The sequence below is a fragment of the Metapseudomonas resinovorans genome, from assembly GCF_002003485.1.
Classification (GTDB): domain Bacteria; phylum Pseudomonadota; class Gammaproteobacteria; order Pseudomonadales; family Pseudomonadaceae; genus Metapseudomonas; species Metapseudomonas resinovorans_D.
On record NZ_BDMA01000066.1, the window covers coordinates 74438 to 96456 of the forward strand.

The 22019-nt window shown below is 61.0% G+C and carries 17 protein-coding genes; 9 read left to right on the forward strand and 8 right to left on the reverse strand.

Features of this window, described 5'->3' with window-relative positions:
- Positions 1-28 precede the first annotated feature (28 nt).
- On the forward strand, positions 29-1525 hold the full coding sequence (locus tag MnOB_RS18890) for a TolC family protein (protein ID WP_077525767.1): 1497 nt from the start codon (positions 29-31) through the stop codon (positions 1523-1525).
- A 162-nt stretch (positions 1526-1687) separates the two neighbouring features.
- On the opposite strand, the gene MnOB_RS18895 is transcribed toward MnOB_RS18890, so the two are convergent.
- Entirely contained in the window at positions 1688-2575 is an 888-nt protein-coding gene (locus MnOB_RS18895; RefSeq protein WP_077525768.1) for a neutral zinc metallopeptidase, read from the reverse strand.
- 148 nt (positions 2576-2723) lie between these two features.
- Between MnOB_RS18895 and MnOB_RS18900 the strand changes: the two genes are divergently transcribed.
- Both MnOB_RS18900 and MnOB_RS18905 read left to right on the forward strand, forming a co-directional pair.
- Entirely contained in the window at positions 2724-4028 is a 1305-nt protein-coding gene (locus MnOB_RS18900; RefSeq protein WP_077525769.1) for a sensor histidine kinase, read from the forward strand.
- Between the two features lie 4 nt (positions 4029-4032).
- Positions 4033-4947 carry a response regulator gene (locus MnOB_RS18905; RefSeq protein ID WP_077525770.1) on the forward strand — a complete coding sequence of 305 codons (915 nt, stop codon included), beginning with the start codon at positions 4033-4035 and terminating at the stop codon, positions 4945-4947.
- Positions 4948-4968: 21 nt separating this feature from the next.
- Here MnOB_RS18905 and MnOB_RS18910 read toward each other — a convergent pair whose 3' ends face one another.
- The 7 genes from MnOB_RS18910 to MnOB_RS18940 all read right to left on the reverse strand — a co-directional run bounded on the left by MnOB_RS18910 (position 4969) and on the right by MnOB_RS18940 (position 14550).
- Positions 4969-6009, reverse strand: coding sequence for a GlxA family transcriptional regulator (locus MnOB_RS18910; RefSeq protein ID WP_107504101.1), 1041 nt, complete (start codon positions 6007-6009; stop codon positions 4969-4971).
- A 152-nt stretch (positions 6010-6161) separates the two neighbouring features.
- Positions 6162-7571, reverse strand: a complete 1410-nt coding sequence (gene gabP / locus MnOB_RS18915) for a GABA permease (RefSeq protein ID WP_077525771.1) — start codon at positions 7569-7571, stop codon at positions 6162-6164.
- Positions 7572-7990: 419 nt separating this feature from the next.
- The gene (locus tag MnOB_RS18920) at positions 7991-9484 is read right to left on the reverse strand and encodes an aldehyde dehydrogenase (protein ID WP_077525772.1); all 1494 of its coding nucleotides are present in this window, start codon (positions 9482-9484) and stop codon (positions 7991-7993) included.
- The gene (locus MnOB_RS18925; RefSeq protein ID WP_077525773.1) at positions 9477-10388 is read right to left on the reverse strand and encodes a dihydrodipicolinate synthase family protein; all 912 of its coding nucleotides are present in this window, start codon (positions 10386-10388) and stop codon (positions 9477-9479) included. The genes MnOB_RS18920 and MnOB_RS18925 overlap by 8 nt, the downstream gene beginning before the upstream one ends.
- A 67-nt stretch (positions 10389-10455) precedes the next feature.
- A complete protein-coding gene (locus tag MnOB_RS18930; protein ID WP_077525774.1) occupies positions 10456-11784 on the reverse strand; it encodes an MFS transporter in 1329 nt (442 codons plus the stop codon).
- A gap of 176 nt (positions 11785-11960) precedes the next feature.
- Positions 11961-13280 carry an NAD(P)/FAD-dependent oxidoreductase gene (locus MnOB_RS18935; RefSeq protein ID WP_077525775.1) on the reverse strand — a complete coding sequence of 440 codons (1320 nt, stop codon included), beginning with the start codon at positions 13278-13280 and terminating at the stop codon, positions 11961-11963.
- Between the two features lie 319 nt (positions 13281-13599).
- Positions 13600-14550, reverse strand: coding sequence for a LysR family transcriptional regulator (locus tag MnOB_RS18940; protein WP_077525776.1), 951 nt, complete (start codon positions 14548-14550; stop codon positions 13600-13602).
- Positions 14551-14795: 245 nt separating this feature from the next.
- Between MnOB_RS18940 and MnOB_RS18945 the strand changes: the two genes are divergently transcribed.
- The 6 genes from MnOB_RS18945 (at position 14796) to MnOB_RS18970 (ending at position 21970) form a co-directional block, all read left to right on the forward strand.
- A complete protein-coding gene (locus MnOB_RS18945; RefSeq protein WP_077525777.1) occupies positions 14796-16007 on the forward strand; it encodes an aromatic ring-hydroxylating oxygenase subunit alpha in 1212 nt (403 codons plus the stop codon).
- A 98-nt stretch (positions 16008-16105) separates the two neighbouring features.
- Complete coding sequence (locus MnOB_RS18950) at positions 16106-17026, forward strand: DMT family transporter (protein WP_077525778.1); 921 nt, start codon at positions 16106-16108, stop codon at positions 17024-17026.
- A gap of 246 nt (positions 17027-17272) precedes the next feature.
- Positions 17273-18445, forward strand: coding sequence for a quaternary amine ABC transporter ATP-binding protein (locus tag MnOB_RS18955; protein ID WP_077525779.1), 1173 nt, complete (start codon positions 17273-17275; stop codon positions 18443-18445).
- A gap of 52 nt (positions 18446-18497) precedes the next feature.
- On the forward strand, positions 18498-19451 hold the full coding sequence (proW, locus tag MnOB_RS18960; RefSeq protein ID WP_077525780.1) for a glycine betaine/L-proline ABC transporter permease ProW: 954 nt from the start codon (positions 18498-18500) through the stop codon (positions 19449-19451).
- A 55-nt stretch (positions 19452-19506) separates the two neighbouring features.
- On the forward strand, positions 19507-20547 hold the full coding sequence (gene proX / locus MnOB_RS18965; protein WP_077525781.1) for a glycine betaine/L-proline ABC transporter substrate-binding protein ProX: 1041 nt from the start codon (positions 19507-19509) through the stop codon (positions 20545-20547).
- A gap of 73 nt (positions 20548-20620) precedes the next feature.
- A complete protein-coding gene (locus tag MnOB_RS18970) occupies positions 20621-21970 on the forward strand; it encodes an MmgE/PrpD family protein (protein WP_077525782.1) in 1350 nt (449 codons plus the stop codon).
- Positions 21971-22019 lie beyond the last annotated feature (49 nt).

The window sequence follows — 22019 nt, forward strand, 5'->3', positions numbered from 1 at the left end:
AGTGCCGTGTCTAGGGGGCGGCCCAAGGATGAGCAAAGCAGCGAAGTTTTTCAGCGTAAGTGTGCTGGCGCTGGCGGTCACGGGTTGTGCCGTGACCAGCCAGCCCATCGACCGTAGCGTCAGCGAGCAGCGTGCGCGCCAGGACCTGGCGACCATGTTCAAGGACCAGGAGCCCCTCAGCGGCCCCCTGACCCTGCACCAGGCCATGGCCCGCGCGGTGAAGTACAACCTTGAGGCACGCCTGAAGGTGATGGAAGAAGCCCTGGCCAAGCGCCAGGTAGACCTGGCCAGCTTCGACATGCTGCCGCGCATGGCCATGGAAGCGGGCTACGCCGGGCGCAGCAACGTCAGCGCCTCCAGCAGCCAGAGCGTGCTGACCGATACCCAGTCCTTGGAACCGTCCACCTCCCAGGACCGCGACCGTGGTGTGGCGGACCTGACCATGGTGTGGAACGTGCTCGACTTCGGCGTCAGCTACGTCAGCGCCAAGCAACAGGCCGACCAGCGCCTGATCGTCCAGGAGCGCCGCCGCAAGGTGGTTCACACCATCATCCAGGACGTGCGCTCGGCCTACTGGCGCGCTGTGGCGGCCGACCGTCTGCTGAAGCAGATCGACAGCCTGATGGCGCGCGTCGATGAAGTTCGCACCAGCAGCCAGCGCATGAGCTCGGAGCGCATCGGCGACCCGGTACAGGCCATGAGCTACCAGCGCGCGCTGATCGAGGCCACTCGTCAGCTGGAAGAGCAGCGCCGCGCGCTGTCCCTGGCCAAGACCGAGCTGGCTGCGCTGATCAACCTGCCGCTGAACACCGACTTCACCCTGGCCGCCACCGACGACTACCAGGTACCGGAACTCAAGGTGGACATGAACCGCCTGGAAGAAGAAGCCCTGGCCAGTCGCCCGGAACTGCGCGAACAGGACTACCAGGCGCGCATCAGCGCTGCCGAAACCCGCAAGGCCATGCTGCGGCTGCTGCCGGGCCTGGAGTTCTCCGCTGGCGGCCATTACGACAGCAACTCCTTCCTGGTCAACCAGAGCTGGGCCGACTACGGCGTGAAAGTCACCTGGAACCTGTTCAACGTCCTCTCCGGACCTGCCGCCATCGACGTCGCCAAGGCCGGCGAGTCCGTCGCCGCTGCCCGTCGCCAGGCCATGTCCATGGCCGTGCTGGCGCAGCTCTACGTGGCCAACGCCAACTTCCACGAGGCCCAGCGCCAGTTCCAGACCAGCGAAGAGCTGGCCAGCCTCGACGGACAGATCGCCGAACAGCTGCGCAATCGCTACAAGACGCAGAGCATCGGCGAACTGGACCTGATCCAGGGGGAACTGAACACCCTCCAGGCGCAGCTCAAGCGCGACCTGTCCTACGCCGAACTGCGTAACGCCTATGCCCAGCTGTTCGTCAGCGCCGGTGTCGACCCACTGCCCGAATCACTGCCGGACGACAAGCTCGCCACCATCGCCAATGCGCTGGAAAGCGGCGAGTCGCGCTGGGAGAGCGGGGACATCAGCACCGCCAAGTAGGTGGGCGCTGGTTAGAGCGAAGCGAAACCCAGCAAAGGTGCCGGCCCTGTTGGGCTTCGCGGCACTCGGCGATGAGCCGCCCGTGCCTGACCTGCAGGCTGCACCTGCCTGGCGCCCGTGAGCGAACGCATTCGATGCGGCGCGGCCCCACAATTCAGACCACTACTGCGCAATCCCCGTAAACAACTGCAAGCATCGTTGCGGGTCGCCGGTTTCGATGCCGGTATGCAGCCACTTCTGGCGTTGCTCGAAGCTGCCGTGGGTGAGTGCGTCGCGCATGGGTGCTTTGCCTGGGATGGCGGATTGTTCCTGTCCATAGGCCATTACCACCTTCAGCATCTTGTCCACCTCGTCGGGTTTCACCCAGGCGTATTTCTTCTGGGCGTAGCTGGCCCAGCTGCCAGCCAGGCAGTCGGCCAGTAGCTCCTGGGCGACCATCAGGCCTTCCGGTCCGGAGAGTTTGACGCCGCCTTCCTTCATATCCTTGATCCAGCTGTTGACGCCCACGAGGTTCTGCATGTGGTGGGCCACCTCGTGCGCGACGACGTAGCTGCGCGCGAAGTCGCCGACGTCAGGCGACTTTTTCTGCAGGCCGTCGAGGAAGTCCAGATCCAGATAAAGGCTCTTGCTGCCGGGGCAATAGAAGGGGCCGCTGGCCGTGCCGACGTCTTTGCAGGGGGACTCGACCTTGCCCCGGTAGGTCACCAGCTTGGCCCTCTTATAGGAGTAGTCGCCACGGGCGAGGAATTCGCCCCAGATGTCTTCGATGCTGTCCATCATCAGCTCGACCATTTCCTGCGAGCCGGCTGGCGCCTGGACAGGGGCCGGAACCGGTGCGGCGGCAACCGGTGCGGAGGGGGCTTCGATGCCATTGCTCTCCGGGAAGACCGGTGGGGGCGGCTTCAGGCGCTCGAACAGCTGCGCGGGGCCGAACGCCAGGTAGAGCGTCACGCAGACCAGCGCCACCGCCATGAGCAGCCAGGCAAGGATGCGCAGCAGGCGGAGCAGCAGACCTTTGCGGGGGCTCGGAGTGGCGGCTTTTTCGGGCATGGTGATGGTTCCTGTTGGCGTCGAGCTTCAGTGTTGTCGCTACTTCGCTTCCTTGCCATTTGTTTCTTGCATGAGACGCCTGTCACATGATGGCAACCTGATGCTGCTTGAATGCGCTGCACCTCAAATGTCGTCCGGAGTACCGCTCATGGCAGCCGCAAGCAGTCTGGCTCGCCTGCTCAAGACCGTGGAGCCGCTGGCCCCGGAGATGAGTATCAGTGATGTGGCTGATCGCCTGCTGACGCCCGAGCACAAGGCCTTCCTGTCGCTGCCGGTGGTGGACGCGCAGGGCAAGCCGCTGGGGCTGGTCAGCCGCTACACCTTGCAGGACATCTTCATGCAGCGCTTCGGTCGCGACCTCTGGGGTCGGCGTCCGGTGGGCGACGTGATGAATCCGGCGCCGCTGACCGTGGCCCTCGCCTCTGGCCTGGAGCCGGCAGCCAAGCAGGTCACCGCGCAATTGCAGTACCCCATTACCGAAGATTTCATCCTGGTGGACGAACAGGGACGCTACCTGGGACTGGGTACGGTGCTTGATTTGCTGAAAGCCATGGAACTGCGGGTTGCCCAGCGCAACCGGGTACTGCGCCAGGCGCTGGTGGACCTGAAGGAATCCCAGGCGCAACTGGTGCAGTCGGAGAAGATGGCATCCCTCGGCCAGATGGTGGCGGGCGTCGCCCATGAGTTGAACACGCCGCTGGGGTATGTGAAGAACAACGTGCAGCTGATGGAAGAGCTGACCACGCCGCTATTCGCCCTGGCCGCAAGCCAGGCTGCCTTGGCCGCTTGCCTGGAAGACCCGGACTGTGACGAACAACGGCTCACCGATGCGCTGGAACGAGCCGCCGCCAGCCGCGAAGCGGCCGCTCCCGAGCTGCTGACGGACGACTTGCGGCAGCTGTTCGGCGACACGCTCTACGGCCTCGGCCAGATCACCGAGCTGGTGTCCGGACTCAAGGATTTCGCCCGTCTTGATCGTGCCATGAGCGAGGAAGTGGACCTCAACGACTGCATCCGCAGCGCCTTGCTCATCGCCCGCAACCACATCAAGGACAAGACAGAGGTTTTCCAACTGCTGGGTGAGCTGCCGCGTATCGCCTGTGCGCCGTCGCAGATCAACCAGGTGCTGTTGAACCTTTTCACCAACGCCGCCCAAGCCATGGATGCACCGGGACGCATCCAGGTGAAGAGCTGGGCCGACGACGGCAATGTCTGCATCTCCGTGCAGGACAGCGGCCGGGGCATGCCGCCGGAAGTCATGCAACGCATCTTCGACCCGTTCTACACCACCAAGCCGGTGGGGCAGGGCACGGGGTTGGGGTTGTCCATCAGCTACAAGATCATTCGCGACCACGGCGGCAGCATCCGCGTGGCCTCGGAGCCGGGGCGCGGAACGCGCTTTCTCATCAGCCTGCCGCGCAGTCAGGCGGTCGAACTGAAACGGAGTGCCTGAGCTCATGACCTCACCTGTCCGCATTCTCTTCGTCGATGACGAGGAGCGCATCCTGCGTAGCCTGGCGCTGCAGTTCCGTCGCCAGTACGAGGTGATCACCGAAAGCGATCCGCTGCGGGCGCTGGAGCGTCTGAAGGAAGAGTCGGTGCAGATCATCGTCAGCGACCAGCGCATGCCACGCATGAGCGGCGCTGAACTGCTGGCCCGCTCGCGAGAAGTCGCCCCGGAGTGCCTGCGCATCCTGCTCACCGGTTATTCGGACCTGGACGCTGCGGTGGAAGCCCTGAACAACGGCGGCATCTTCCGCTACCTGACCAAACCCTGGGACCCGCAGGAAATGGCCTTCACCCTGCGCCAGGCGGCGGAAATCGCCGAGCGCCAGGCCAGTGCGCCGGTCACCGCCGCCACCAGCGACCTGGCGGCACCGCTGAACCTGTTACTGCTCGACGACGACCCGGAAACCCTGCATTGCGTCGAAGCCTTCTGCCAGGCCGGCGGCCATCGCCTGATGCGCGCCCACAACCTGAGCGAAGCGCTGGTGACGCTGAACCTGGAACCCGTGGACCTGCTCGTCAGCGACCTCAAGCTTGGCGGCGAAGACATGGCGCCGCTGCTGAAATCCCTGGCCCAGGCCCATCCGCGCCTGCTCAGCCTGGTGGTGACGCCATTCCGCGATACCCAGGCGCTGCTGAAGCTGATCAACGAAGCGCAGATCTTCCGTTACCTGCCCAAGCCGATCCGCCGAGGACTGTTCGAGAAGGGGCTGAAGGCTGCAGCCGAACAGGCCTTTCTCTGGCGTTCCCGGCCCCTCGACCTGGTCCCGCGTGCGGCCGAGGTGCCGAAGGAGGCCGGCGAGAACCAGCGTGTCGGCAGCATCCTCGGCATGCTGGCCAGGTTGCGGGAGCGGATGATCGCCTGACCTGGCAAGCCCTCGCGCCCGCTATTTCGTGGATTTCACATACCCGTATCGAACTTCCCTGGACGGGGAGTAACCATAGAACGCGGCGTAGCACTTGCTGAAATGACTGGCAGAGGCGAAGCCGCAGGCAACGCTGACCTCGGCAATGGGAAGGTCTGAGTACTGGAGCAGTCGGCGGCTCTCGGTAATACGCAACTCCAGATAGAAGCGAACCGGAGTGGTTCCGAGTTGCTGCTGGAAGAGTCTCTCCATTTGCCGCTTGGAGCGGCCGACATATCGAGCGAGCTGGTCCTGGGTAAGCGGCTCCTCAATGTTCGCGCTCATCAGGGTAATCGCGTCTCGGACCGGTTCGCTCATCTTCTCGTGCAGAGACGGATGGACGCGTCGATAGCGTGATTCTTCGAACGCCAGGATATCGACAATGGCGTCGACCAGGCCGCGGCCATGCAGAAGGTCGATCCATTTCAAAACCATGTGGAAGGCGCCCATCGGACTCGCTGCGGTCAGCCGGTCGCGATCCACGACAAAGCTCTCGCATGTCACCTGGCTGCTCTTGGCCAGCTCAGCGAGCGCGGCCCGATTTTCCGGATGCACCGCACACTTGTAGCCATCGAGCAACCCGGCCTGCCCCAGGAACCATGCACCATTCCAGAGGCCGGCGAGCGCTACGCCCCGGTCCTTCGCCACTTGCAGCACGTGTGTCAGCTGCGGCGAAGCACATAGCGTCGTCCGAAGCCCGCCACACACCACAAGCAGATCGAGTTCGTGCAAGAGTTCGCCGTGAAGTGGCGAACTCGGCGAAATCACCAGGTCGAGGTCGCTGGCTACTGAAGTGCCATCCAGCGTGAAGGTCCTGGTAGAAAAAGCGCCTGCGCGAATCAGGTTGGCGGTCACCAGGGTGTCCAGCGCTTGGGTAAAGGCTGGGAGAGAAAAATGCTCGAGCAGGACGAAGCCCACTCGAGCTTGAGGTAATTGCTCATCCTTGTGTTCACCCACAAACCGGAGGTTCCGTCCCTGCAAACCGTCGCTGAAAAACCTCCGCTCTCTCAATCTCTTCCTCATTCAATTTCAACTGGTTCGATACCTAGGCACCTGGGCTGACCCGGATCATCAGGCCAGGCACAAGCCAGGAAGCAGGAAACGCCCAGGCGGCATCGCCCGGGCGCTTCGAGTCCGACCCGGGGTGGAAATACCCCGGTGTGTAGTCGTTCAGATCAGGCGGTTTTTCCTACGGCGCAGACCCGCGCAGGTTGTTGGTGCTGTCGTTTGGTGGTGATGCCGATCAGCATGATCATGACCGCCAGCCCCAGGGTCGAAGTCACCTCGAGCCGGTGCTGAGGCATGACGAACATCACGCCCAGGGCGAAGACGATGAAGGCAATGACCGCCCAGGTCAGCCAGGGGAACAGCCACATCTTGAAGGCGATTTCTGCGTTCTGTTTCTGCAGCATCGAACGCATGCGCAGTTGGGAAAACGCGATGACCAGATAGACCAGCAGGGCAATGGAACCGGAGCTGGCCAGCAGGAACGCAAATACTTGAGCGGGTGCGAAGAAGTTCAAAGCGGTCGTCAGCATACCGATGAGGGTGCTGGCGATGACGGCGGCGCGGGGTACGCCTGCTGCGGAGGTCCGCTGGATGAAAGAGGGCGCATCGGAGCGCTTGCCGAGCGAGAAGATCATGCGCGAGGAAATGTAGATCGACGAGTTCAGGCAACTGGCGACTGCCACCAGTACCACCATGTCGACCAGGAACTTGGCGTAGGGGATGTTCATGATTTCCAGTGCGCGCTGGTAGGAACCCTGGACCGGCAGCAGCGGGTCACTCCACGGCACGACGGAAATGATGACGAAGATCGACAGGAGATAGAAAACACTGATTCGCCAGATCACGGAGCGGGTAGCCTTCGCGATGTTCCTGGCAGGGTCGCTCGATTCGGAAGCCGCAATGGTCACTGCCTCGGTACCCATGTAGCTGAACATCGTCGTCAGCAGGGCACCGATGATTGCGGTCCAGCCATTGGGCATGAACCCACCATGCTCCAGCGTCAGGCGCTGCAGGCCGCTTACCTCACGATCCGGCAGGATTCCGAGAAGAGCACTGGCACCCAGCGCGATAAAGGCCACGATCGCGATGATCTTGAGCATCGCGAACCAGAACTCGAACTCGCCGTACTTCGCCACGCTGAAGAGGTTTGTGGCGGTCAGCAGCACGGTCACCGCAAGAGCGAAGAACCAGGTCTCGACCTGGGGAAACCAGTTGTTCAGCACAACGCCTGCGGCGATCGCTTCAATGGGGATGACCAGCACCCAGAACCACCAGTACAGCCAGCCGATGGTGAAGCCGGCCCATCGGCCGATGGCCCGGTCGGCATAGGTGGAGAACGAGCCCGTGTCGGGGCTGGCTACCGCCATTTCTCCCAGCATGCGCATGACCAGCACGACAAGGGTCCCGGCCAATGCATAGGCCACGATTGCGGCAGGGCCGGCAGATGCGATGGCATGTCCGGAGCCGACGAACAATCCCGCGCCGATGATGCCGGCGATTGAGAGCATGGTTATGTGGCGAGGCTTGAAGCCTTGCGCCAGCTCGCTGCTTGCGCTTTCCGCTCGGGTGATAGTCATTCTGATCTCTTCTCTTGGACTTGTTATGGAGACGCGAGGCTGCCACCAGATCGCTGGCAAATCGGAGAGTCGGTAGTCCGAGTCCCTTCTTCGTTTCGCCGCTGGATTCGGCGGCGCACCAGCGCTGACACTCATTTCTGGCAAGCATCACGCGAGGCCAACATAGTCCACGTGGCGCGGAGATCGGTTGGTCCTACTCGCCACCGCGTTGAGGAAAAGCGACATCGATTTGTGTGCGCGCGGCATCTCGCTTTCCGAGCGTGGCCTGACAAATGGGAATTGGAGATGGACATCCGTACTTCGCGGATGCCGGGTGCGGCAGCATTGGCGGGGCGGCTGCTTGGGCGCGGTCATGCAAAAAATCCCCGACTCGACCACCGCACAGAAGGCGGTGGTGAATCGGGTCAATCGACGCGCCGTTATTCGGCCGCGTTGATCCAGATCGTTTTCAGTTCGGTGTATTGATCATGGGCCCAGATCGACTTGTCTCGACCGCCGAAACCAGACTCCTTGTACCCGCCGAAGGGGGTCGAGGCATCGCCTTCACCGAAGCAGTTGACGGTGACCACGCCGGCACGGATCTCCCTCGACAGGCGCAGGGCATTGCGCAGGCTGCCGGTGTAGGCCGAAGCGGCCAGGCCGTAGATGGTATCGTTGGCCAGCTCGATCGCCTCATCGATGGTCGAGAAGCTGGTGACGCTCAGTACCGGGCCAAAGATCTCCTCGACGAACAGGCGGCTGTCGCGAGACACGCCGTCGATGATGGTCGGCTGCACGAACACGCCCGAATCAGTTTCGCCACCCTGCACCACATTGAGTTTCTGCTCGGTGGCGTATGTCAGGTAGGAGCGAACCTTCTCGAAGTGCGACTTGCTGACCATAGCGCCCAGACGATTGTCCGGGTCCAGCGGGTCGCCGAGTTTCCAGTCCTTGAGGTGTTTGACGATCAGCGACAGCAGCTCGTTCTTGACGTCCTTATGAACGATCAGACGCGAGGACGCCGAGCAGTTCTCGCCCATGTTCCAGAACGCACCAGCGGTCACGAACTGGGCGACTTCGTCCAGGTTCTCGCAGTCGTTCATGACCACCGCCGGGTTCTTGCCACCGAGTTCCAGCACGATGCGCTTGAGGTTGGACTCGGCCGCGTACTTCAGGAACAGGCGGCCGGTTTCGGTGGAGCCGGTGAAGCTGACCATGGGGATGTCCATGTGGCGGCCAATGGCCTCGCCCACTTCACGCCCACCACCCGGGACGAGGTTGAACACACCCGCAGGAATGCCCGCCTCATAGGCCAGCTCCGCCACACGCAGGGCGCTCAGGGTGGTTTCCTTGGCCGGCTTGACCACGATCGAGCAACCGGCTGCCAGGGACGGGGCGATCTTCCAGGCGAGCATCAGCAGCGGGAAGTTCCACGGCAGCACCAGGCCGACCACGCCGATTGCTTCGCGCACTACCATGGTCACGGCCGCGTTGCCGGTCGGGGCGGTGCAGTCGTAGATCTTGTCGATCAGCTCGGCGTGCCAGCGGATGGTGTGGATGGTTTCCGGCACGTCGACGTTCTGGCACTCGCTGACCGGCTTGCCGCTGTCCAGCGATTCGAGCACCGCCAGTTCATGGGCGTTGTCTTCCAGCAGTTGGGCGAACCTGAGCAGGATGTGCTTGCGCTCGCCGGGCTGCAGCTTCGACCAGCGGCCGTCGTCGAAAGCCTGCTTGGCGGCGGCCACGGCCACGTCGACATCCTGCACGTCGCAAGCGGCGATCTCGGCCAGTACCTCGCCAGTGGCCGGGTTGGTGGTGACAAAGGTACGGCCCGACAGCGCCTTGCGGAATTCACCGTCGATAAACGCCTGGGTACGGAATTCCACATTGGCAGCGATTTCCGCGTACTGTGCCTTGCTCAGCAATTCAGCCATTGTTGGAACCCTCGGTGATTTTCGCGATGTTGCGCTTGAGAACGCTGAGGACCTCCTGCAGCCCTTGTTTCTCCTCGCTTTCGAGCGGCTGCATAGGTGCGCGCACGCCACCTGCGCGCAGACCGATCAGCTCGCAGCCGTGCTTGATGGACTGCACGAATTTTCCGCTTTCGAGGAAGTCCATCAGCGGCATCAGTTCGGCCATGATGCGGCGGCCCTTGTCGAAGTCCTTCTCGAGCACGCAGGCCTCGTACAGGGCTACGTGTTCACGGGGAATGAAGTTGGAGCCGGCGCACACCCAACTGCGTGCGCCCCAGGCGAAGAACTCGAGTGCCAGGTCATCCCAGCCACAGGACAGGGCGATGTCGGGGTGTTGCACGGCCAGGCGATGCAGGCGGGCGGTGTCACCCGAGCTTTCCTTGATGGCTTTGATGTTCTTGCAGCCAGCCACCTCGGCGAAGAACTCGTCACCCATGCCGACCCCCATGCGGGCGGGGTAGTTGTAGAGCATGATCGGCAGGCCAGCTGCGCGGTCCACGGCGAGGACGTGGGTGGCGATTTCCTTCTGTGTCGGCAGGGCGTAGGGCGGCGAGCCAACCAGCAGTGCGTCGGCCTTGATGGCCTTGGCCGCTTCGGCGTAGGCGATCGACTCCTCGGTGCGGACGGCTCCGGTGCCTACCACCAACGGCAGGCGGCCATTGATGACATCCTTGGCTTGTGCGGCGAGGTCGAAACGCTCCTGGGCGGTGTGGGCGTAGTACTCGCCCGTGGAACCGCCGATGACGATGCCGTGAACCTTCGATTCGATCAGGTGTTCCAGTACCGCAGCGAAGGCCGACTTATCGATGGCTCCGTCCGCCGTCAGGGGGGTGATTGCCGGGGTGAAGATACCGTCAAAGTTCACGATGCATTCTCCAGGGAGTTGAATGTTTACCGAGTCCCGGTTTGTTCCAGGGATCGGCGGGTTGTTTTCATGTGAGAGAGGCCGCCTGCTGCAGGTTGAGCGAGCGGGTTTCCGGGGCAAGGGCCAGTGCGAACAGCAGCCCGACCAGCGTCACGATGGCTGCGGCATACATGGTCGAGGCGATGCCGAAGGTCTGCAGGGAGACAGGCACGAGGTAGGTGCCTACCGCAGCGCCAATGCGCGACAGTGAGGTCCCGATGCCGACGGCGAAGGTCCGAATCTCGGTGGGGAAGAGTTCGTTCGGATAGACCAGGGTCAGGACCTGCGCACCGCCGATGAACAAGGCGTACGTACCGAACAGGAACAGAATCAGCAGCTGCGAACTGGAGTGGTAGATGCCCAATCCAAGCAGTGCGAGGCCGGACCACAGGAAGCTGTAGATCAGCATGCTGCGACGTCCGATGGTGTTGATCAGGCGGGTCGCGATGATGCAACCCAATACGAAAAGTAGGGTAATCGCCACTGAGCCAAAGGAGGCCCAGTCACCCTTGAGGTTAAGAGCCTGCAGGACCGTAGTGGCGAAGGCGTAGACCGCAAAGACCGGGATGACCGAGCAGGTCCAGAAGGCGGTGACAAACAACATGCGTTTGCCGTATCCGGAGTGGAGCAGGCTCCAGAACGAGAGCCTTTTGCTGTCCTGCTGCTCAGGTAGGTTCTTGAGCGAGAAGTTGGGGCCGTACACCTGTTTGATGACCCGTTCAGCCTCTGCCGCGCGGCCCTTGCTGAGCAGCCAGCGGGGCGATTCGGGAGTACCGATTCGCAGCAGGAAGAGTAGGGCGCCAATCACAGCTGCGCTGGCCAGGACCAGGCGCCAGGCATCATCGCCAGCGACGCGCAGGATGATTTCACCCACTACATAGGCTGCCGCTGCGCCAGCGAACCAGAGGATTGTCAGCGTTGCCAGCCGGGGGCCGCGATACTTTTTCGGCAGGAACTCGACCAGCAATGCCGTGGCAACCGGATACTCGATGCCTACGGCCACGCCTATGAGAAGGCGCAGGGCGAACAAGCCTTGGGCAGAGTCAACCCAGTACTGGGCGAGGGAGGCGATCATGAACAGGGTCGGCCCGACGAAGAAAGTTTTCTTGCGTCCGAATTGCTCACTCAGCCAACCGCCGAAGAACCCACCAAAAAAAATGCCGATCAACGCCGAGGCGGCAATCAAACCCTGCCAGAAGCTGCTGAGGCTCATTGCCGAAGTGATTTGCACCATGACAACGCCGATGATGCTGAGCACATAGCCGTCAACAAACGACCCGCCGCCTGATCGAAGGGTCAACAGCTTATGAAAGCCGTTGATGGGGACGTCTTCGATAGACGTACTAGGAATTATCATTATTTTCTCCTGGCTTACATGGTTTTTGCGTAACTTCAGGCGGAGCTGATCCTCAAGGCTGAAATATGATTAGCTCCAGAGTTTGCCAAGTCGCCTGAATTGAAAGTGGCTTGCCATCGCGGGGCTGAATGCCAATTGATGATTGGGCGGGATTTGCCCGTTAAAACTTTCGCTGACTAGCTTTCTTTCCCGGCGCGATACTGCCCCCATTTGAGGTTCAGGTTTACACCAACAGAAAGGAGCGGTTCCGGCGGGTTCAGGTTTGGGCCGGGAGCGTTCAGCAAGAAGTCAATTAATTCGCTCTTTCTTCCGGCGAGCCAGTCAGCAAGCAATTTACCGGTGGCGGTCCCTCGGGTGACGCCAAGACCGTTGCAGCAGAGGGCACCATAAACATTGTTGGATAACTGTCCGAAGTACCCCATGTGATTTCTCGACAGAGCCAGTGCGCCGCCCCAGGTATATTCGAATTCAACTCCGGGCAACATTGGGAATCGACTCTCGAATGACGCACAGTGTCGACTGATGAACCGGTCGATAAACTTTTTATTGCTACGCCCATCAGGGTTGAAGCTGAAGCTGTTGCGAATCAGCAAGCGGTTATCCGGCGTACGCCGAACTGTTGTGCCGAACGGGTCGGCGGGGATGACACCCCAGAACGGTTTTCCACCCAGTCGCGCCTGCTCGTCGGCGCTGAGCGGGCGAGTGATGCTGGCGTAAGTGAAGATCGGCAGCATGCGGCCCTTGAGAAAGCCGAAGCTCATGCCGAAGGCGTTGTTGGTGAGAACGAGCTTATCGGCGGTGATGCTGCCACAGGCGTGTGTGAGGACGATTTTTTCGCCGTATTCGACGTCAGTAATGGGCGTGTTTTCGAAGAGGCTGACATTTCCCGGGAGGCTGTCGGCCAGCCCTTTCACCAGGGCAGAGGGTTGAATCAGTACTGTTCCCGGGGTGAACAGGGCTTTACGGTAGAAGTGCGTACCGATATGTGCTGGAAGTTCGTCGGCCTCGATCATTTCATAGGCCTGACCCAACTTGTCCAAGCCACGCCTGTAAGCATCCAGTACGGCAATGCCACGATCTTCGATGGCAGCCTGGTACTTGCCGCAGGCTTTCATCTGACAATCGATGTTGTGCTGCTCCACCAGGTCCTTGAGCAAGGACTGTCCGGTGAGATTCAGTTTCAAACTGATTTTGGCGGTGTCGATATCACCGATGTAATCATCGGCCCCTATATCGTGAGGGAGATCTATGGCAAAACCGGCATTGCGGCCTGAGGTGCCGAATCCGACTTCCTGAGCTTCGACAAGAATGATTTCTTCATGCGGGAAGTTGAGCGCCAGTTGCCGGGCGGCGGCAAGCCCGGTGAATCCCGCTCCCACTACGACCCAACGTGCGGAGCTCTTGCCGAAATGGCTAGGCCTTGGCTGACGAGGTTTACTGAGGTGGTACCAGCCACAGCTCTTGTCGTCGGCAGGTAAAGACGTGATTTTTGTCATTTCATAGACCTAACTTTCTTATTTCAGCTTGGTAAACATCTCTTTCACGAGATGAGCACGCTGCCAACTTGGCATCGTTGAGTTCGGCGCCCGTTGGATGGGGTTGGAAAGAAGGTTAATGACACGATCAGGTCATCAACAAGCAACATTTAGGGAAGGCAATCGATGATCGGAGGTTATGGATTGTCGAAGGAAGATAGAAACGAAAGAACCCGCACTTGGCGGGTTCTTGTCGGGTGAATATCAAACGTTAACTATGGCAGTGTTTCTTTGAATATTTAATTGATAAATAGTGAGGGGAAACGATAACGTCAGGTCATCAGAGCTGTGCGATCAGCCAGTCACGCAGGCGGCAGCAGGCTTCGTCACCTTCTTTGTCTTCGTTGAAGGTCAGGTAATGCAGGGCGTCCTTTAGCACCAGCTCCTGCTCGACGGGCCGAACCAGCAACCCTTGATCAACAAGCTGACCTACCAGGTGGTTCCAGCCGAGCGCGACACCTTGATCATTCCGGACCATCTGTATGAGCAGGGTGTAGTCGTTGGCGTTGAAGAAATGTGGGCCGTTGGATGGGCGTGCTTCAAGATCGATATCGTTGAATGCCAGCCAGACCTTCCAATCGACATGTTCGGCGACCTGCGAGCGACCGTAGGGGCTGAGATTCAGCAGCACGGTATCGCGAAGCCCCTCCAGGGTGGATATCTCTGGGTGCTCCTTGAGGTACTTCGGCGTACAGACCGGGTAGATCACATCGTGCATCAGGGGATAGCTGCGATACCCCTCGCGGATCTTGGCCATTTTGGTGATGAAGATGTCCGGACGCACGCCGGGCTCCATGGACAGGAAGTTCTGCGTCGTAATCAGGTTGAGGTCAACGTCCGGGTTTGCGCTGAAAAAGCTTGGCAAGCGCGGAGCCAGCCAGTGCGCCGAGAACGCTGGTGAGCAGCAAAGGGTGAGCACGCGTCTGGACGTGCTCTTGCTGCGGATGCGCTCAGCGGCCTGGGAGATGTTGACGAAAGAAAGCTGCACTGCATCGAAGAAAATCGAGCCGGCGGCAGTGAGTTCCACGGCGCGACCCTCGCGCTTGAACAACTCAGCGCCCAGATAGGTTTCCAGCTCGCGGATTTGTCTGCTGATCGCTGCTTGCGTCACGCACAAGGCCTCCGCCGCACGGGTGAAGTTCTGGTACTTGGCCGCCGCAACGAAGGATTTCACGGCGCGAAGTGATGGCATCTTGACCAGCGTCTGATCGGGTTCAGTGTGCTTAACCATAACTACAAGTAATCAAGATCCTGAATAAAAAGTCGGTTCTGCCGACTGGGGACCTCGCCCTAGACTGCGACCTGCTGCAATCGCGGCGGGGCGGCTTTGCTGCTGGTTTGAGGTTATCCGAAAGGGCGCTCATGCAGAAAGCCCTGACCTTGGAAAGTGCGAGCTGACGAGTCGATGACTCCATTATTCGCCGATTTAAGCAAGCACCGACAACTTCATGCGCCTGTTCTGGAGTGCAAATAACAATGGATAAAAACACTGCTGTATTAGCCCTGATCCGCCAACGCAAAGAGCGTCATGCCCTTCCTCGAGCTCTCTACAGTGACGCAGAGGTTTATCGCCAGGATCTTGAACATATCTGGCACAAGGAGTGGATCTTCGCCGGGCATACATTCGAACTGGAAAAGCCCGGCCAGTACCTCACCTTGCAGATCGGGGACTACCCGGTTGCCGTGGTACGTGGCGGCGATGGCCAGGTGCGGGCGTTCCACAATGCCTGCCGGCATCGGGGTTCGAAGGTGTGCACCGAGAACAGCGGCAAGGTCGCCAAGCTGGTTTGCCCCTACCACAAGTGGGTGTTCGATCTGGATGGAAAATTGCTGTTCGCGGGCAACATGGGGCCCGATTTCAACACGGCTGACTATGGCCTGAGGCCGGCGCATTGCGAAGTCGTGAACAGCTACATCTACGTCTGCGTAGCCGACAAGGCGCCGGATTTCGAGAAGTTCCGCAAGGCCGTCTCTCCCTTCATCACCCCGCACAACCTGGATGATTGCAAGGTGGCGTTCGAGTCCAACCTGATCGAGCGGGGCAACTGGAAGCTGGTGTTCGAAAACAACCGCGAGTGCTACCACTGCGATGGGACGCATCCCGAGTTGCTCAACTCCTATGTCGAAAACCTTTCGGTAGCGGGTGTAGGCGGGGAGGATGACCCGGAGTTGGTGGCGCACTGGAATCGTTGTGAGGCAGCCGGCCTGCCCAGTCGCCTGGTGATGGACGAAGCCGGGCAGTTCCGCATGACGCGCATTCCGCTCTCTGCCGGTGCCGTGAGCTACACCATGGACGGCAAACCCGCAGTGGCCGGGCGCCTCGACCGCAGCGGCGAGGCCGATATCGGCGCGCTGCTGTATTTCAACTATCCCTCTACCTGGAATCACTTCCTGGGCGACCACGCCCTGAGTTTCCGTGTATTGCCGCAAGGCCCCAACGAAACGCTGGTGACGACCAAGTGGCTGGTGCCCAAGGACGCACAGGAGGGCCTGGATTACGACCTCGAAAGACTGACCCGGGTCTGGATCGCTACCAACGACCAGGATCGCCGTCTGGTGGAAGGGGCTCAGGCGGGCGTCAGCTCTCCTGCCTACGAGCCGGGGCCATACTCATCGATTGCAGAGAACGGCGTCTGCCAGTTCGTGGACTGGTATTGCGAGACCATGACCAGCCGACTGGCTGACTGAGTCCTGTTCCGCTTCGAATTGGCCCCGTTTCATCTGCTGGGTGAAACGGGGCTTTTTCTGTCTGGAAGGCCTTGGGGCCGAACCCGGTGACACTACACATGAACTCGCATTCGCATCGAAATGGTCATGCCAGGGGCTTCGGCCTCGTGCTGCTGGCTGCGTTCTGTTACGGCCTGCAGCCGCTATTCGCCCAGTACGCCTACGCGGGCGGTGCCGATCCCGTGGGGCTGCTTTTGTCGCGCTTCGCAATTGCTGCCGGAGTGCTGCTGGTGTTCCTCCGTTGGCGCGGAATACCGCTTCCCACAGGCCAGCTGGCGCGACAAAACCTGCTACTCGGATTCGGTTACGGGCTTGCGGCATTGGGCTACTACAGCGCCGCGCGATCTGCATCGGTCAGTCTGGCGATCATCCTGGTGTACACCTTTCCGGCCTTCGTAACGGTCGTATCCATAACCTGCCTGGGGGAGCGGTCCAGCACACTCAAACTGGTCAGCCTGGCTTTGGCCCTGGGCGGGGTATCGATGGCTACGGGGCTCAACCTGTCAGGCGCATCAATGGGGGCGCTGTGGGCGCTGTTCGCTGCGGTGTGCTACGGGGCGTCGGTCATCTACGGCACCCATCGGATCAACCACGAAAACCCATTGGCTTCAGCGGCGATGCTGCTTCTGGGCTGCGCGCTGACGTTCGCCGTCCCAGCCGTCCTGCAAGGGGCTTCATTGCCCTCGACCGCCCTCTCATGGTGGGCGACCTTGGGGTTGGCACTGTTCGCCACCCTGGTACCGGTGGCGGCCTTTCTGGCCGGCTCTCCGCGTATAGGTCCGTCGTCTGCCGCGACCCTGTCGACCTTGGAGCCGGTGGTAGCCGTGAGCATTGCGGTGCTGCTCATGGGCGAGCAAGTCACCTACGCGATGTTGGCGGGTGGAGTGATGGTCCTGATCGCGGCGGTTCTCCTGGCGCGTCAGGGGCCTTCGGAGCGGGAGTTTTCTTCGCTGGAAGGCTCCGCAACTCGCGATCAATAACATGACGTTATGGTTACGGGCGAACAAATGTCGTTGGACGCTGTAATGCCCAACCCCTAATTTGAAGCTGCAACGCGGCATTCATAAATCGATGTCGCTTTTATGGAGCAGGATTTTCTGCGCGCCGGTTTACCCACGTCAGAGACGAATGGAACTCCGGTTTTGCTGGACGCTAATCACAGTCGATTTGACGAATGAAAAGCGCGAAGTTGACTGATTGGTTAATAAGCATAACAAAGAGGTTTTATGAATCAGGCCGACGAAATTCTTTCGGTAAAGAACATCTTCAAGGTATTCGGACCCCATCCGGAAGTTGCCATGGAGATGTTGCGCAAGGGCGCCGACAAGAACGAAATATTCCGCAAGACCGGTCATGTCGTCGGTGTGTTCGACGCTAGCTTTTCCGTGAAGCGTGGCGAGATCTTCGTGATCATGGGGCTGTCCGGATCGGGCAAGTCGACCATGGTGCGACTGTTCAACCGGCTGATCGAACCCACCTCCGGCAGCATCCACCTGAATGGACGCGAGATCACCGGCCTGTCGGACAAGGCACTGCTCGATGTTCGCCGCAAAGAGATGGGCATGGTCTTCCAGTCCTTCGCGCTGATGCCGCACATGAGCGTCCTGGAAAACACGGCGTTCGGCCTGGAGATTTCCGGCGTGGGCGAGCGCGAGCGTCAAGCCCGCGCCAGCGAGGCCTTGAGCCAGGTCGGTCTGGCCGGGCACGAGCACAGCTATCCGCACCAATTGTCCGGAGGGATGCAGCAACGTGTGGGGCTTGCCCGCGCCCTGGCGAACGACCCCACGATCCTGCTGATGGATGAAGCTTTCTCTGCGCTGGACCCGCTGATCCGAAGCGAGATGCAGGGAGAGCTCATGCGCCTTCAGGCAGAGCAGCAGCGCACCATCATCTTCATCTCTCACGATATCGAAGAGGCCATTCGAATCGGACATCGCATTGCGATCATGGAAGGTGGTCGGGTGGTGCAGATCGGCACACCGCAGGAGCTGCTGAACCAGCCCGCCAATGAGTACGTCGAGACCTTCTTCAAGGGCTTTGACAGTTCCCGGGTGCTCAAGGCCGGTGACGTGGCACAACTCGACCCGGAGATGGTGTGTCGGGTGAACGGCAAAGCCCCGAAATTCAAGACTGGCATTCCTTACGGATACCTGATCGACGAGTGCGACCAACTGCTGGCTGTTGTGGGAGCAGACGAAACCGGCGGCGGGGTCGCGGGGCTGCCGGGCGACGCGCTCAGCATGCACAAGCAACACCCCGTCTACACCGACACGCCCCTTCATGACGTGCTGGATATCGTCGCGGCACTGCCATACCCAGTGCCCGTCCTGGACCGCAGCGGTGCTCTGAAGGGCACCATTTCCAAGAATCAGCTGTTGCACACCTTGAGTCGCCATTGAGCGAATCCCGCGATTACGCAACAGCCGCAACTTCGGAGAATAGGTAGCCACCATGTCAGAGTTCAGTCTTCTCGATCCTTTCCAGAGCGCCGTCATCCCACTGGGTGAGTGGGTGGAAACCACCCTGAGATACCTGGTGCACAATTTCCGGGATGTGTTCCGTGCCATCCGCTGGCCTATCGACCAGGTTCTCAACGGTATCGAGTACGTCCTGCAGAGCATCCCGCCGACCATCGGCATCATCCTGTCCTCGCTGCTGGGTTGGCAGCTGGCCGGCAAGCGCATGGCACTGCTGTGCTTCGTCACCCTGACCCTGCTTGGCTTCATCGGCGTTTGGTCGGAGTCCATGACCACCCTGGCGCTGGTGCTGACCTCGGTGTTCTTCTGCGCCGTGATCGGTATTCCGCTGGGAATTCTCTGTGCTCGCAGCGACCACTTGGAGCGGGTGATTAGGCCAGTCCTCGACGCCATGCAGACCCTGCCGGCGTTCGTCTACCTGGTGCCCGTGGTGATGCTGTTCGGCATTGGCAACGTGCCTGGCGTGCTGGTGACCATCGTGTTCGCCCTGCCACCGCTGGTGCGCCTGACCAACCTGGGCATTCGTCAGGTACCCGAAGACAAGATCGAGGCCGCTCGTGCCTTTGGCTGCACCCGTCGGCAGATGCTGACCCGCGTGCAACTGCCGCTGGCCACCTCGACCATCATGGCCGGCCTGAACCAGACCCTGATGCTGTCACTGTCGATGGTGGTGATCGCCTCGATGATCTCGGTTGGCGGCCTCGGGCAGATGGTCCTGCGCGGCATCGGTCGCCTGGACATGGGCCTGGCCACAGTCGGCGGGGTAGGACTGGTGTTGCTGGCCATCTTCCTCGACCGCCTGACCCAGGCCATGGGAGCGCGCTCAAGCGCCGACCCGAGCCTGCGTTGGTACCACACCGGCCCCGTTGGCGCGCTGCTGCGTCTGTGCGGTGCCGGGCACTCCTCCGGGCGGCGCAAGACTGCCTGAGCCGATTGATTCGATCTGCCGAACCCGACAGAAAACAATATAAAGGTACGAGACGATGCATCGATCCAAGTTCTCCCACAGCCTCCTGCAATGCGCCACCGCCCTGTCCCTGGCAGTCGCCGCCCTGAGTGCCAGCGCTTCGACCGACAAGCCAGGCGAGGGCGTCGAGATCACGCCGATCTTCCCCTCCATCGCCGAGGAGCGCTTCCGCGGCGAGGTGGCGATGGAAGGCCTGCGCGAACTGGGCTACGACGTCCAGGAGCCGAAAGAGACCGAGTACGGCGTGATGATGGTGGCCCTGGCCAATGGCGATGCCGATTTCACCGTGCATCTCTGGGAAAAGCTGCACGACAAGTTCTACCAGCAGGCCGGCGGTGACGACGTAATGGTCAAGATCGGAAACATCCTGCCGGGTGTCAGCCAGGGTTACCTGATCGATAAGAAAACCGCCGACCAGTACAACATCAAGTACATCACCGACCTGAAAAAGCCGGAGATCGCCAAGCTGTTCGACACCGACGGTGACGGCAAGGCCGACCTGACCGGTTGCAACCCGGGCTGGGGCTGCGAGCTGGTCATTTCCCACCACATGAAGGCCTATGACCTGGACAAGAGTGTGCACGTCAACCAGGGCTCGTACTTTGCCCTGATGGCCGACACCATCACCCGCTACAAGGAAGGCAAGCCGATCCTGTACTTCACCTGGGTGCCGCAGTGGATTGCCAGCGTGCTGGTCGAGAACACGGACGTGGTCTGGCTGGAAGTGCCGAAGACCGACCTGCCGGACGGCAATAACGATGTGGACACCATGTACAAGGGCAAGAACCTCGGGTTCGCCGTGGACAAGGTGGTGGCGGTGCTGAACAAGGACTTCGCCGAGGAGAACCCGGCGGCCGTGAAGTTCCTCTCGCAGGTGCAGATCAGCACCGATGACGAGAGTGCGCAGAACCTGAAGATGCAGCAGGGCGAGAAGAAGCCCGCCGACATCCAGCGCCATGCCAAGGAGTGGGTCGCCGCGCATCGCCAGCAGTTCGATAGCTGGCTGCAAGCCTCGCGAACCGCCGCTGGGAACCAGGTCAGCCAGACCAAGCAGTAATGCCTTCGGGAGCCCGTGCTGCGGGCTCCCTCATTCCCTTTACCCAAACAAAGCCCGTCTGTGGAGTCTCCACATGTCGCTCTACTCGTTCGTCCGCGATTTCCGTTTCCACCATGCACCGTCCCATACCCGCGAGCTGCTGCAGACCTGCTTGCTGGATATTCTCGGTGTGGCGGCCGGTGCGCGTGACAACCACACCAGCCAGGCGCTGAAACGCTACGCACTGGCGCATTACCCGGCTGGAAAACTGGCCAGCCGCCTGCTCTTCGATGGCCGCGCTGTGCATCCGCTAGGGGCCGCGTGGGCAGGCGGCTTCAGCGTTGACAGCCTGGATGCCCACGAAGGCCATTTCACGTCGAAGGGGCATGCAGGCGCGACCGTGGTGCCGGCCCTGCTGGCGATCGTCGACGCATGCCGTGAGCAGGGTAGGAACATCAGCGGTGAGGAATTGTTGAGCGCCCTCTGCATCGGCTATGAAACCGCTCTGCGTGCCGGCGCCGCGCTGATGGCTACCGCTCCTGAATACCATGCCTCCGGAGCTTTTTCCGGCGTCGGCGTCGTATGTGGAGGAGCGCGCTTGCTGGGCCTGGACGAAATGCGCTTCCGCCATGCGCTGGGTATCGCCGAATACTTTGGTCCGCGCTGCCCGATGATGAGACTTGTCGATCATCCGTCGATGTTGCGTGATGCCCATGGTGCGGGGGCTTACGCCGGCATCAATGCCCTGCTGCTGGCCGAAGCAGGTGTCACCGGGGCGCCGGCCGAGACGGTGGAGGATGATGCAGTGGCCGCCCACTGGCGGGATCTCGGCGAGCGCTGGGAAATCGACGCCCAGTACTTCAAGCCCTGGCCGGTTTGTCGCTGGGCCCAGCCGGCCCTCACCGCCGTGACGGCTCTCATGACCGAGCATCCGCAGATCCGTGGCGAAAACATCGAGCAGATCCAGGTGCAGACCTTCCATGAATCCATGCGCCTGCAGGGGCATACGCCGGCCAACGCCGACGAGGCCCAGTACGCGTTGGCCTTCCCGCTTGCGGCGCTTGTGGTGCGTGGTCAGGTCGGGCCGCTGGAGGTGACGGGTGAAGCGGTCCACGCCTCCGACATCCTGGCGGTAAGTCAGCGCATTGAAATCGTTGAAAGCGATGAGCTCTCCGCACGTTTCCCCAATGAAATCCTGTCGAGGGTTTCGATCCAGCTCAAGGATGGTCAGGTCCTCACAAGCCCGATCACCGCCGCCAAGGGCGACCCCGAAACCGCCATGACCCACGCGGAATTCCTCGCCAAGTTCAACCTGCTGGCCGGAATCAGTCTGGGACCGGAGCAGCGGCGCGACATCGAACAGGCTATTGCGGCACTCCCAGGTAGCCCCAGCTGCGAGAGGCTTTTCGCCTTGCTGTTCGAGCAGGCAGGCGCGACTCGATGACGTTGAACGGGATGCGGATCGGCCCGTGTGGTGTGGTTATTTTTTTTGA